This is a genomic window from Streptantibioticus rubrisoli (assembly GCF_024436055.1).
GTDB lineage: Bacteria > Actinomycetota > Actinomycetes > Streptomycetales > Streptomycetaceae > Streptantibioticus_A > Streptantibioticus_A rubrisoli.
Genome location: NZ_JANFNH010000015.1, coordinates 42,740 through 57,524 on the forward strand (window position 1 = coordinate 42,740; position 14,785 = coordinate 57,524).

The window sequence follows — 14,785 nt, forward strand, 5'->3', positions numbered from 1 at the left end:
GGAACGTCGAGGAGTTCGGGTAGATGGCCGACGAAGAGAAGCTCGTCGAGTACCTCAAGCGGGTTACCACCGAGCTGCACCAGACCCGGCAACGGCTGCAGGACGTCGAGCAGGCACAGCACGAGCCGGTCGCCATCGTCGGAATGGCCTGCCGCTTCCCCGGCGGGATCGCGTCCCCCGACGACCTGTGGCGGTTCGTGATGTCCGGCGGCGACGCGATCTCGGAGTTCCCCTCGGACCGGGGCTGGGACGTCGAGGCGCTGTACGACGCCGACCCGGAACTGGCCGGGAAGACCTACACGCGCCACGGCGGTTTCCTGCACGACGTGGGCGGGTTCGACGCGGACTTCTTCGGGATCTCGCCGCGTGAGGCGCTGGCGATGGACCCGCAGCAGCGGCTGCTGCTGGAGACCTCGTGGGAAGCGCTGGAGCGCGCCGGGATCGACCCCGCCACGTTGCGGGGCAGCCGCACCGGTGTGTTCGCCGGTGCCATCGCCCAGGAGTACGGGCCGCGGCTGCACGAGGCCCAGGACGGCACCGAAGCCCACCTGTTCACCGGCACCACGACGAGTGTGGTGTCCGGGCGCGTCGCCTACACGCTGGGCCTGGAAGGCCCCGCCGTCACCATCGACACTGCGTGCTCGTCCTCGCTGGTCGCACTGCACATGGCCGTCCAGTCGGTGCTGCGCGGTGAGTCCTCGCTGGCGCTCGCCGGTGGTGTCACGGTGGTGTCCACGCCGGGCATGTTCCTCTCGTTCAGCAGGCAGCGCGGGCTGGCCCCGGACGGCCGGTGCAAGGCGTTCTCCGCCACGGCCGACGGGTTCGGCCCGGCCGAGGGCGTCGGCATGCTGGTGCTTGAGCGGCTGTCCGACGCCCGCCGCAACGGGCACCGGGTGCTGGCGGTGGTACGGGGCTCAGCGGTCAACTCCGACGGCGCCAGCAACGGGTTGACCGCACCGAACGGCCCGTCGCAGGTGCGGGTGATCCGGGCGGCGCTGGCGAACGCGCGGCTCTCGGCACGCCAGGTCGACGTTGTCGAGGCGCACGGCACGGGAACCACCCTCGGTGACCCGATCGAGGCACAGGCCCTCATGGACACCTACGGGCAGGATCGCGAACACCCGTTGCTGCTCGGCTCGTTGAAGTCCAACATCGGGCACTCCCAGGCCGCGGCCGGGGTGGGTGGCGTGATCAAGATGGTGCTGGCGCTCCAACACGGCGTGCTGCCCAGGACGTTGCACGTGACCGAACCCTCGACGCACGTCGACTGGTCTTCGGGTGCCGTCTCCCTGCTGACCGAGCGGACCGAGTGGCCGCGGACCGGCGAACCACGGCGCGCCGGGGTCTCCTCGTTCGGCATCAGCGGCACCAACGCCCACGTCGTGCTGGAACAGTCGCCCGCCGTCGAGGCGCCACCGGAGCCTGCTGTCTCCGGCGTACTGCCCTGGGTGCTGTCGGCGCGCAGCGAGGCGGCGCTGCGCGACCAGGTCGCCCGCGTCCTGTCCTACGTGGATGACAACCCCCGGCTGAACCCCGTGGACGTCGGCTTCTCCCTCGCCACCGGCAGGTCGTCCTTCGAGCACCGCGCGGTGCTGATGGCAGCCGACGTGGCCGACTTCCGGAAGGGCCTGGCCGGACTGGCCCGTTGCGTGACGGAACCCGGCGTGGTGCAGGGCACCGCGGCGGATGAGCGTGCGGTGTTTGTGTTTCCGGGTCAGGGTTCGCAGTGGGTGGGTATGGCGGTGGGTCTGTTGGGCTCGTCGTCGGTGTTTGCGGAGTCGATGCGGGCGTGTGCGGGGGCGTTGGCGCCGTTTGTTGAGTGGTCGTTGCTGGATGTGTTGGGTGATGCGGCGGCGTTGGAGCGGGTTGATGTTGTTCAGCCTGTGTTGTTTGCGGTGATGGTGTCGCTGGCGGCGTTGTGGCGTTCGTATGGGGTGGAGCCTGCCGCTGTGGTGGGGCATTCGCAGGGTGAGATCGCGGCCGCATGTGTGTCTGGTGCGTTGTCGTTGGAGGACGCGGCGCGGGTTGTGGCGTTGCGTAGTCGGGCGTTGCTGGCGTTGTCGGGCCGGGGTGGGATGGTGTCGGTCTCGCTGCCGGTCGCTGAGGTCGCTGGGCGTGTGGAGCGTTGGGGTGGTCGGGTTTCTGTTGCTGCGGTGAACGGGCCGGGCTCGGTGGTGGTCTCTGGTGATGTCGATGCGCTGGAGGAGTTGCTTGCCGAAGCGGAGGCGGACGGGGTTCGGGCGCGCCGGATTCCGGTGGATTATGCGTCGCATTCGGCGCATGTGGAGGAGATCCGCGACGAACTGCTGACGGTCCTGGCCGATATCACTCCGCGCACTTCCGAGGTGCCGTTCTACTCGACGGTGAGCGTGGAGCGGATCGACACCGTCTCGTTGGATGCCGACTACTGGTACCGCAACCTGCGGCAGACGGTCCGGTTCGAGGAGACCGTCCGTCTGTTGGCGGAGCAGGGGCACCGGCTGTTCGTGGAGTCCAGCGCACACCCCGTACTGGCCATGGGCATCCAGGAAACCGCTGAGCGGGCGGTGGCCGTCGGTTCGCTGCGCAGGGGCGAGGGCGGCTTCGCCCGGTTCCTGGAGTCCCTGGCCGAAGCGCATGTGCACGGCATCGGCGTCGACTGGTCGGCGATGTTCCCCGGCGGGCGCCGGGTGGAACTGCCGACGTACGCCTTCCAGCGGCGGCGCTACTGGCTGGAGAGCACGCACCCCACCACGGCGCAGGACCCGGTGGACGCCCGGTTCTGGGACGCGGTGGAGCGCGAGGACCTGGTGGAGCTGACCGCCACCCTCGGCGTAGCGGCCGAGACCCCGATGACCGGGGTCGTACCCGCGTTGTCGGACTGGCGCCGGAACCGGCACCAGTTGTCCACCGCGGAATCCTGGTGGTACCGGGTGGTGTGGCGCCCGGCCGCCGAGCCCGCGGCGGCCGCGCTGACCGGCAACTGGCTGGTGCTCGTACCGGCAGCGCTGGTCGAGGACGAACTGACCACCACCGTCCGCGCGGCACTGGCCGGGCACGGCGCCGACGTCGTGCTGCTGCCGGTGGCCGACGCCGACCGCGCCGACCTCACCGAGCGGCTGCGTACCGTACTGGCAGCCGGGGCGCCGACCGGTGTGCTGTCCCTGCTGTCCCGCGGCGGCCGACTGTGGCCGAACGTGGTCGCCGCCCAGGCACTGGGTGAGGCCACGGTGGACGCGCCGCTGTGGTGCGTGACGCAGGACGCGTTGACCACCGGACCGTCCGACCGGCTGCCCAACGCAGACCAGGCGCAGGTGTGGGGACTCGGCCGGGTCGTCGGCCTGGAGCACCCGCAGCGCTGGGGCGGCCTGATCGACCTGCCGGGGTTCGTCGACGACCGGGCGCTCGCCAGGCTGGTCGGCGTACTGGCCCGGCACGGAGGTGAGGACCAGTACGCGGTCCGCGAGAGCGGAGTGTTCGTCCGGCGCCTGGAACACGCCGGTGGATCGGCCGCCGCCCGGTCCTGGCAACCGCGCGGCACCGTCCTGATCACCGGCGGCACCGGTGCGCTTGGTACCGAGATGGCGCGGTGGCTCGCCGCCAACGGCGCCGAGCACCTCGTGCTGGCCGGACGCCGTGGACCCGACGCGCCCGGTGCGGCCGAACTCGCCGCCGAACTGGGCGACAAGGTGACGATCGCCGCATGCGACGTGGCCGACCGCGCCGCGCTGGCGGCGCTGCTCGACGGCATCCCCGCCGAGCGCCCGCTGACCGCGGTGGTGCACACGGCCGGAGTGCTGGATGACGGGCTGCTCACCGCGCTCACCCCCGAGCGGGTCGACGCCGTCCTGCGCCCCAAGGTGGCCGCGGCACGCGCACTGCACGAGTTGACCGCAGACCTCGAACTCGATGCTTTCGTCCTGTGCTCCTCGGTCGCCGGGGTCTGGGGCAACGGCGGCCAGGCGGCATACGCGGCCGCGAACGCGTTCCTGGACGCACTGGCGCAGCAGCGCCGGGCAGCGGGCCTGCCCGCCACGTCGATCGCACTGGGCCTGCTCGGCGGCGGCGGACTGGCCGACGGCACCGGCGAACAGCACCAACGGCGCCTTGGCCTGCGCCCGATGGCACCCGACCTGGTTGTGTCCGCCATGGCACGAGCGGTGGGCCGCAACGAGTCGGCGCTGCTGCTCGCCGACGTCGACTGGCAGACCTTCGTTCCGGCGTTGCGCGCCGTCCGGCCGCTGTCCCTGGTGGACGAACTGCCGGAGGTGCGACAGCTGCCCGCCGTGGAGAAGGTGGAGCTGCGCGACTGGCTCTCCGGGCTGTCGGAAGCCGAGCAGCAGCGGTTGCTGCTGGAACTGGTGCGTGCACAGGTGGCGGCCGTACTCGGACGCGCCCCGTCCGAAGTCATCGATGCCTCAAGGGCGTTCCGCGAGTTGGGATTCGATTCGCTGACCGGCGTCGAGTTCCGCAACCGGCTCGGTGCGGCCACCGGCCTGACCCTGCCCGCCACCTTGGTGTTCGACCACCCGACGCCCGCGGTGCTGGTGGACTTCCTGCGCGGCGAGATGCTCGGCCTGGCACAGCAGGCCCCGACCGCCACGCTCACCGGGTCCGCGATGGACGAGCCGATCGCGATCGTGGGCATGGCCTGCCGGTTCCCCGGCGACGTCGGCTCGCCGGAGGACCTGTGGCGACTGGTGTCCGACGGCACGGACGCGGTGACCCCGTTCCCGGCCGATCGCGGCTGGGACCTGGCCGGGCTATACCACCCCGACCCCGAGCACCCCGGCACCACCTACACCCGCGAGGGCGCGTTCCTGGGCGGCGTCGAGCAGTTCGACCCGGAGTTCTTCGGGATCTCGCCGCGTGAGGCGCTGGCGATGGACCCGCAGCAGCGGCTGCTTCTGGAGGTCTCCTGGGAGGCCCTCGAACGGGCCGGGATCGACCCGGCTTCGGTGCGCGGACGCCAGATCGGGGTGTTCGCCGGGACGAACGGTCAGGACTACGCCGATCTGCTCGCCGAAACTCCGGAAGGCGCCGACGGCTACCTCCTGACCGGCAACGCGGGCAGTGTGCTGTCCGGCCGGGTTTCGTACGTCTTCGGTCTTGAAGGCCCCGCGGTGACGGTGGACACGGCGTGTTCCTCGTCGTTGGTGGCATTGCACCTGGCGGCGCAGGCTTTGCGGCAGGGCGAGTGCGAACTGGCGCTCGCGGGTGGTGTGACGGTGATGTCCACCCCGGGGGCGTTCATCAAGTTCAGCCGTCAGCGCGGGCTCGCTCCGGACGGCCGGTGCAAGGCGTTCGCGGCGGACGCGGACGGCACCGGCTGGGGCGAGGGCGCCGGAATGCTGCTGGTCGAACGACTGTCTGACGCCCGCCGCAACGGGCATCCGGTGCTGGCCGTGGTACGTGGTTCGGCGGTGAACCAGGACGGTGCGAGCAACGGCCTGACCGCGCCCAACGGCCCCTCGCAGCAGCGGGTGATCCGCCAGGCGCTGGCCAACGCCGGGCTCACGCCGTCCGATGTCGACGCTGTCGAGGCGCACGGCACCGGGACCAGGCTCGGCGACCCGATCGAGGCGCAGGCGTTGCTGGCCACGTATGGGCAGGGTCGTGAACGCCCGTTGTGGTTGGGGTCGTTGAAGTCGAACATCGGCCACACCCAGGCCGCCGCCGGTGTGGCAGGCGTGATCAAGACCGTGCTTGCCCTGCGGCACGCCGTGCTGCCGCGCACGTTGCACGCGGACCAGCCGACACCCGAGGTGGACTGGTCTGCGGGTGCGGTGTCGTTGTTGACGGAGCGGGTTGCTTGGCCGGAGATGGGGCGGCCGCGTCGGGCTGGGGTGTCGTCGTTCGGGGTCAGTGGCACGAATGCGCATGTGATCTTGGAGCAGGCTCCTGCCGAGGACGAAGTCGCCTTGGACGAGGGGGCGTTGTCTGGTCCGGTGCCGTGGGTGGTGTCGGGTAGGAGTGAGGCTGCGTTGCGTGGGCAGGCGGCGCGGTTGGTGTCGTTCGTGGACTCTTCGCCGGGGTTGGGCCTGGTTGATGTGGGTTTCTCGTTGGCGACGACGCGTGCCGCGTTGGGGCATCGCGCGGTGGTTGTTGGTGGGGAACGTGACGAGCTCAGGCGTGGGCTGGCCGCGTTGGCGGCTGGGCGTTCGGCTGCGGATGTGGTGGTGGATCGGTCCGGTGAGGGCCGGTTGGCGTTCTTGTTCAGCGGTCAGGGGTCGCAGCGGGTGGGGATGGGGCGTGAGTTGTATGCGGCCTATCCGGTGTTCGCGGATGCGTTTGATGCGGTGTGTGCGCGGTTTGATGCCGAGCTGGCTCGTCCGTTGCGGGAGGTGGTGTTCGGGGACGATGCGGGGTTGCTGGATCAGACGGCGTATACGCAGCCTGCGTTGTTCGCGGTTGAGGTGGCGTTGTTCCGGTTGGTGGAGTCGTGGGGGCTGCGGCCGGACTTCCTGGCTGGGCATTCGGTTGGTGAGTTGGTGGCGGCGCATGTGGCGGGTGTGTTGTCGCTGGAGGATGCGTGTGTGTTGGTGGCGGCTCGTGGCCGGTTGATGCAGGAGCTGCCTTCGGGTGGTGTGATGGTGGCGGTGCAGGCGGCGGAAGATGAGGTTGCGCCGCTGCTGGTTGAGGGTGTGAGCATTGCCGCGGTCAACGGGCCGATGTCGGTGGTGGTCGCGGGGGATGAGCCCAAGGTCCTGCAGATCGCTTCCGTCTTTGAGGGGCGGGGTCGTAAGGCCAAGCGGTTGCCGGTGAGTCATGCGTTTCATTCGCCGCATATGGACGGCATGTTGGAGGCCTTCCGTGCGGTGGCGGCGGGGTTGTCGTATCAGGCTCCGCGGATCCCGATCGTCTCCAACCTGACCGGTGCTGTGGTCGGCGTCGAGGAGATCGGTACTGCGGAGTTTTGGGTTCGCCATGTCCGCGAGGCGGTGCGTTTCGCTGACGGCATTGCGGAGTTGGAGGCGCAGGGTGTCGCGACGTTCATGGAGCTGGGTCCTGATGGTGCGCTGAGTGCGCTGGTGCGGGAGTGTTGCGCCGGGGATGGTGTGGCGGCGGTGGCGGCTTTGCGCAAGGGCCGTGGTGAGGTCCGCTCGTTGCTGGCTGCGGTTGGCGCGGCGTTCGTGCGTGGTGTGGTGGTGGATTGGGCGCGGGTGTTGGGGGGTGGTCGGCGGGTTGATCTGCCGACGTATGCCTTCCAGCGGGAGCGGTACTGGCCGGATGTTCCGGTGGGGAACGCTGCGGTGCTGGAGGACTCGGTGGATGCCGGGTTCTGGGATGCGGTGGAGCAGGAGAGTTTGGCGGAGGCGTTGTCGGTTGATCCGGACGCTCCGTTGAGTGCGGTGCTGCCTGCCATGTCGGCGTGGCGCAAGGCCCGTCGGGAGAAGTCCACGGTGGACTCCTGGCGGTACCACGTCTCCTGGAAGGCCATCGCCGGAGAGACGGGCGCCACGCTGTCCGGCCGCTGGCTGGTTGTACTGCCCGTTGGCGAGGGGGAGTTCACCGCTTCTGTGGTACGCGCTCTGGCCGAGCGCGGTGCCGAAACCGTCGTGGTCGAGCTGGGCACCGACGACCGTGCCGCCATCGCGCGGCGGTTGCGGGCTGAGACCGACGGGTCCCCGGTCATCGGAGTTGTGTCGCTGCTGGCACTCGACGAAGCGCCCACCTCAACCATGCTGGTTATTCAGGCACTTGGTGATGCGGGAATCACCGCGCCGTTGTGGTGCCTGACCCGTGGTGCGGTGTCCACCGGTCCGGCCGATCGGCTGGCCAGTCCGGCGCAGGCACAGGTGTGGGGCCTCGGCCGAGTGGCGGCGCTGGAGCACGCGGACCGTTGGGGCGGCCTGATCGACCTGCCGGAAGCGTTGGACGAGCGGGCGGCCGAGTGGCTGGCGGGCGTGCTGAAGGGCACCGGTGAGGACCAGGTGGCGCTGCGCGATTCCGGCGTGTACGTGCGCCGGGTGGTGCGGGCGCCGGCCGACGACGTGCCGTTCGCGCAGTGGCGGCCGACCGGCACCGTGCTGGTGACCGGTGGCACGGGTGCGCTGGGTGCGCAGGTGGCGCGCTGGCTGGCCGGGAACGGGGCCGAGTATCTGGTGCTGACCAGCCGTCGTGGCCGTGATGCGGACGGGGCGGCGGAGCTGGAGGCCGAGCTGCTCACGCTGGGCGCCAAGGTCACCTTCGCGGCGTGCGATGTGGCCGACCGCGAGGCGCTGGCGGAGTTGCTGCGGCGGCTGACCGACGAGGGGTCCCCAATCCGTGCCGTGGTGCACACGGCAGGCGTACCCCAGTCCGGTGTCCCGCTGAGCGAGTTGACTGCGGCGGAGCTGGCCGGGGTGCTCTCGGCGAAGGTGGCCGGTGCGGCGAACCTGGATGCGTTGCTGGGCGACGAACCGCTAGATGCCTTCGTGCTGTTCTCGTCGGTCTCGGCGATCTGGGGCAGCGGCGGGCAGGCCGCCTACGCGGCGGCCAACGCGTTCCTTGACGGGCTGGCCCAGCGGCGTAGCGCGGACGGCTGGGCGGCCACGTCGGTGGCGTGGGGGCCGTGGGCCGGTGGTGGCATGGCTGCCGCGGGCGACATCGAGGAGCAACTGCGCCGCCGTGGGCTGCCCGCCATGGCGCCGGACACCGCGATCAGCGCGCTGGCCGAGGCGCTGCGGCGGCGGGACGACGTGGTCGCGGTCGCGGACGTGGACTGGGACAGGTTCCTGCCCGGCTTCACCGCGGCCAGGACCAGCCCGCTGTTCGCCGAGTTGCCCGAGGCGTCGCGGCCGACAGAAGCGGCGGCGGAGCCCGGCGAGTCGGAGCTGTCCCAGCAGCTCCAGGGACTTCCTGGGAATGAGCAACTCCGGTTGCTGCTGGAGCTGGTGCGGGCAGAGGTCGCGAACGTCCTCGGCCACGCCCGACCCGGCTCCATTGAGGCCGATCGCGCGTTCAAGGAGCTGGGCTTCGACTCGCTGACCGCGGTGGAACTGCGCAACCGGTTGTTCACCGCGACCGGTCTGAAGCTACCCGCCACGCTGGTCTTCGACCACTCGACGCCGGTCGCCCTGGCCGAGCACCTGCGGTCCGAGCTGGGTGCCGGGGACAACGGCACACCGGGACTGGCCGAACTCGACCGGCTGGAGGCCGCACTGTCCGCCGTGCCCGCTGACGGCACCGCGCGCACGGAGATCACCGAACGGCTGCGAACGCTGCTGGCCAAGTGGGAAGGCCCCGGCGAGACGGGCGAGGTCGAACAGAGGATCAAGTCGGCGACCGACGACGAGATCTTCGACTTCCTCGGTGAGGAGTTCGGCATCTCGTGACTGGGCAGCGAAACGTTTTCTTTAGGGGGCAGGCGTAAATGGCGAACGAAGACAAGCTGCGGTACTTCCTCAAGGAAGTCACCACCGAGCTTCACTCGACCCGTCAGCGCCTGCGCGAACTGGAGTCAGAGGAGCAGGAACCCCTCGCCGTCGTTGCGATGAGCTGCAGGTATCCCGGCGACGTGAAGTCCCCGGAGGACCTGTGGCGGTTGGTCGACGAGGGCCGGGACGCCATCACCGCATTCCCGGACGACCGCGGCTGGGACGTCGAGGCGCTGTACGACCCGGACAGCGAGCGGCCCCGCACGTCGTATGCGCGGGAGGGCGGTTTCGTCACCGATGTCGCTGACTTCGACGCCGAGTTCTTCGGTATCTCGCCGCGTGAGGCGCTGGCGATGGATCCGCAGCAGCGGTTGCTGCTGGAGGCGTCCTGGGAGGTCTTCGAACGCGCTGGGATTGACCCGGCTTCGGTGCGCGGCAGCCGGACCGGGGTGTTCATCGGAGTGTCCTTCTCCGGCTACGGCGCGAGCATGCACCGTGCGGCGGATGGCACTGAAGGCCACTTGCTGGCCGGGAACGTGACGAGCGTGGCGTCCGGCCGGATCGCCTACACCTTCGGCTTCGAAGGGCCTGCGGTGACCGTCGACACCGCCTGCTCGTCCTCGCTGGTTGCCCTGCACCAAGCCGGTCAGGTGCTGCGGCAGGGCGAATGCGGACTGGCGCTGGTCGGCGGGGTGACGGCGATGCCGACGCCCACCGTCTTCACCGAGTTCAGCCGTCAGGGCGGGCTCGCTCCGGACGGTCGGTGCAAGTCGTTCGCCGAGGCGGCCGACGGCACCGGCTGGGGCGAAGGCGTCGGCATGCTGCTCGTGGAACGACTTTCTGATGCCCAGCGCAACGGGCACCCGGTGCTGGCCGTGGTGCGTGGGACCGCGATCAACCAGGACGGGGCGAGCAACGGCCTGTCCGCACCGAGTGGCCCGGCCCAGCAGCGGGTGATCCGCCAGGCGCTGGCCAACGCCGGGCTCACGCCGTCCGATGTCGACGCTGTCGAGGCGCACGGCACCGGGACCAGGCTCGGCGACCCGATTGAGGCGCAGGCGTTGCTGGCCACGTATGGGCAGGGCCGTGAACGCCCGTTGTGGTTGGGGTCGTTGAAGTCGAATATCGGACACACCCAGGCCGCCGCGGGTGTGGCGGGTGTGATCAAGATGGTGCAGGCGATGCGGCATGGTGTGTTGCCGAAGACCTTGCATGTGGATGCGCCCTCGTCGCATGTGGACTGGTCTGCGGGTGCGGTGTCGTTGCTGACGGAGCGGGTTGCCTGGCCGGAGATGGGGCGGCCGCGTCGGGCTGGGGTGTCGTCGTTCGGGGTCAGTGGCACGAACGCGCATGTGATCTTGGAGCAGGCTCCTGCCGAGGACGAAGTCGCCTTGGACGAGGGGGCGTTGTCTGGTCCGGTGCCGTGGGTGGTGTCGGGTAGGAGTGAGGCTGCGTTGCGTGCGCAGGCGGCGCGGTTGGTGTCGTTCGTGGACTCTTCGCCGGGGTTGGGCCTGGTTGATGTGGGTTTCTCGTTGGCGACGACGCGTGCCGCGTTGGGGCATCGCGCGGTGGTTGTGGCGCGGGATGCTTCCGGGTTCCGGGAGGGGCTTGTCGCGTTGGCTTCGGGCGAGGTGGCGCCTGGGGTGGTGCGTGATGTGGTGTCCGAGGGCCGGTTGGCGTTCTTGTTCAGCGGTCAGGGGTCGCAGCGGGTGGGGATGGGGCGTGAGTTGTATGCGGCCTATCCGGTGTTCGCGGATGCGTTTGATGCGGTGTGTGAGCACTTTGAACTGCCGTTGAAGGATGTGCTGTTCGGCGACGATGCGGGGTTGCTGGATCAGACGGCGTATACGCAGCCTGCGTTGTTCGCGGTTGAGGTGGCGTTGTTCCGGTTGGTGGAGTCGTGGGGGCTGCGGCCGGACTTCCTGGCTGGGCATTCGGTTGGGGAGTTGGTGGCGGCGCATGTGGCGGGTGTGTTGTCGCTGGAGGATGCGTGTGTGTTGGTGGCGGCTCGTGGCCGGTTGATGCAGGAGCTGCCTTCGGGTGGTGTGATGGTGGCGGTGCAGGCGGCGGAGGATGAGGTTGCGCCGCTGCTGGTTGAGGGTGTGAGCATTGCCGCGGTCAACGGGCCGATGTCGGTGGTGGTCGCGGGGGATGAGCCCAAGGTCTTGCAGATCGCTTCCGCCTTTGAGGGGCGGGGTCGTAAGGCCAAGCGGTTGCCGGTGAGTCATGCGTTTCATTCGCCGCATATGGACGGCATGTTGGAGGCCTTCCGTGCGGTGGCGGCGGGGTTGTCGTATCAGGCCCCGCGGATCCCGATCGTCTCGAATCTGACCGGTGCTGTGGTCGGTGTCGAGGAGATTGGTACTGCGGAGTTTTGGGTTCGCCATGTCCGCGAGGCGGTGCGTTTCGCTGATGGCATTGCGGAGTTGGAGGCCCAGGGTGTCGCGACGTTCGTGGAGCTGGGTCCTGATGGTGCGTTGAGTGCGCTGGTGCGGGAGTGTTGCGCCGGGGATGGTGTGGCGGCGGTGGCGGCTTTGCGTAAGGGCCGTGGTGAGGTCCGCTCGTTGCTGGCTGCGGTTGGCGCGGCGTTCGTGCGTGGTGTGGTGGTGGATTGGGCGCGGGTGTTGGGGGGTGGTCGGCGGGTTGATCTGCCGACGTATGCCTTCCAGCGGGAGCGGTACTGGTTGGATTCGGGTGCGGATGTGGCGGGGGTGGAGTCGGCGGGTTTGGTGTCGGCGGGGCATCCGTTGCTGGGTGCGGCGGTGGAGTTGCCGGAGGGGTTGGTTTTCACCGGGCGGTTGGCGGTTTCCACGCATGGGTGGTTGGCCGATCACTCGGTGATGGGTTCGGTGTTGTTGCCGGGCACGGCGTTCGTGGAGTTGGCTGTGCATGCCGGTGCCCGGGTCGGCTGTGGCTTGGTGGAGGAGCTGACCCTCGAAGCCCCGTTGGTGCTGCCCGAACGAGGTGGCGTCCAACTACGCGTCACCATAGGCGAACCGGATGAGTCCGGCCGATGCTCGCTCCGCATCCACTCGCGTCCCGAGAACGGCGCGACGCTGTGGACCCGCCACGCCAGCGGCGCACTGAGTGCCGCCGTGCAGCCGGTGCCCGGCGAGTCGGGCGCATGGCCGCCCGCTGATGCTGAAGCCGTCGACCTCGACGGTCTCTACGACGACCTCGCCGAGGCCGGACTCGACTACGGCCCGGCGTTCCGCGGACTGCGCGCGGTGTGGCGGCACGGCGACGAGGTGTTCGCCGAAGTCGCCCTGCCGCAGGAGAACCAGGCCGACGCCCGCCGGTTCGGACTGCACCCCGCACTGCTCGACGCCGCACTGCACGCCGTCCGGCTGGGTGACTTCTTCGCCGGTTCCGACGGTGCGCGCCTGCCCTTCGCCTGGCGTGACGTGAGCCTGCACACCGTGGGCGGCAGCGCCTTACGCGTACGCATTTCGCCCGCGGGCCGGGACGCGGTGTCGCTGGCCGTTTCGGACCAACTCGGTCGGCCGATCGCCTCCGTTGAGTCGCTGGCGTTGCGGCCGATCTCGGCCGAGCAGCTTCGCGCGGCCGACGCGGCGACGCGCGATGCGCTGTTCCGCGTCGACTGGGCGGGCGTGCCGACGCCACCGGCCACGACGAGCCGTTGCGCGGTCATCGGGGCAGAGGACTTCGGGCTCGATGCCGCCCGGTACGCGGACCTGACGTCCCTGGCGACCGATGCGGCCGCGCCGGACCTGGTGTTCGTCGCGGGCGAACCGGGCGACGACGCGCATGCGGCGGCCCATCGGGCGCTGGGGGTGGTGCGGGAGTGGCTGGCCGAGGAGCGGTTCGCCTCGTCCCGGCTGGTCGTGCTGACCCGGGGCGCGGTGGCGACGGGCACCGATCGGGACGTCACCGATCTCGGCGGCGCCGCGGTGTGGGGCTTCCTCCGCGCGGCACAGGCGGAACACCCGGACCGGTTCGTGCTGGTGGACCTCGACGAGCACGATGCCTCGCGCGCCCTGCTCGCCAGCGCGGCGGTGTCCGGTGAACCGCAGCTGGCCGTGCGCGAGGGCGCGCTGTACGTTCCGCGGCTGGCCAGGGTGGCACCACCCGCGGAAGGCGTACGGCGACCGCTGAACCCGGCGGGCACCGTGCTGATCACCGGCGCCACCGGTGCGCTCGGCAGGCATGTCGCCCGGCATCTGGTGACCGCGCACGGCGTGCGGCATCTGCTGCTGACCAGTCGTCGTGGCCCAGCAGCCCCCAACGCCGCCGAACTCGCTGCGGAGCTTGCTGAGTTGGGTGCCGAGGCGCGGATCGTGGCCTGTGATGCGGCCGACCGGAACGAACTGGCCGCACTGCTCGCCGACATCCCCGAAGCGCACCCGCTGACCGCCGTCGTGCACGCGGCCGGTGTGCTGGACGACGGTGTGCTGGAGTCGCTGACCGCGGACCGGATCGACGCGGTGCTGCGGCCCAAGGCGGATGCGGCGCTGCACCTGCACGAGCTGACCCGCGACCTCGACCTGGCCGCGTTCGTGCTGTTCTCCTCCGCGTCGGCCACCTTCGGCAGCGCCGGGCAGGGCAACTACGCGGCCGCGAACGCCTTCCTCGACGCGCTGGCCGTCCGCCGCCGGGCGCTGGGCCTGCCCGCCGTGGCGCTGGCGTGGGGACCGTGGGCGGACGGCGGCATGGTCGATGGGCTGGACGAAGCCGATCGCGCCCGAATGGCACGCCTGGGCATGGTGCCGCTCTCCGCGGACCAGGGGCTCGCGCTGCTGGACGCGGCGCGGTCCGTCGACGAGGCGGTGCTGGTGCCGATCCGGCTGGACACCCCTGCCCTGCGGGCGAAGGCCGGTACGGTACCGGCGTTGCTGCGCGGCCTGATCCGCGGTCCGGCCCGGCCGAAGGCCAGCCCGGCCGAAGGCCCGTCGCTGCGAGAGCGGTTGGTCAAACTGACCGAGTCGGAACGGGACCGGCTGCTGCTCGACCTGGTACGTACGCACGCCGCCGCGGCCCTCGGGCACAGCACGTCGAACGCGGTCGACGCCGGGCGCGGATTCCTGGAGCTGGGCTTCGACTCGCTGACCGCGGTGGAGTTGCGCAACGGACTCAGCGCGGCCACCGGGCTGCGGCTGCCGGCCACCTTGCTGTTCGACTATCCGACGCCGAACGCACTGCGCGAGCATCTGCGCGCTCAGTTGGCACCGAAGGAACAGTCCGCCAGCGTGCCCGCCCTCGCCGAACTCGACCGGCTGGAAGCCCTGCTCGCGGACGTACCGGGAGACGACGACGCGCGCACCGCGATCACCACGCGGTTGCAGCGCCTGCTGTCCCACTGGAACAGCCCCGGCGAACAACCGGAACACACAACCGACGACCTCCTGTCGGCTAGCGCCGAGGAACTCTTCGACGTACTCGACCGACAGTTCGGCAGGTCCTGACGTGATCAACGCACACCGCCCCAC

General features: G+C 70.3%; 2 protein-coding genes. Both read left to right on the forward strand.

Annotation, left to right across the window (positions count from 1 at the left end):
* The first annotated feature begins 23 nt into the window (after positions 1–23).
* Positions 24–9,296, forward strand: coding sequence for a type I polyketide synthase (locus NON19_RS15525; protein ID WP_255928451.1), 9,273 nt, complete (start codon positions 24–26; stop codon positions 9,294–9,296).
* 38 nt (positions 9,297–9,334) lie between these two features.
* Positions 9,335–14,761: a type I polyketide synthase gene (locus NON19_RS15530; protein WP_255928453.1), complete on the forward strand. Its 5,427-nt coding sequence runs from the start codon at positions 9,335–9,337 to the stop codon at positions 14,759–14,761.
* Positions 14,762–14,785: the final 24 nt, after the last annotated feature.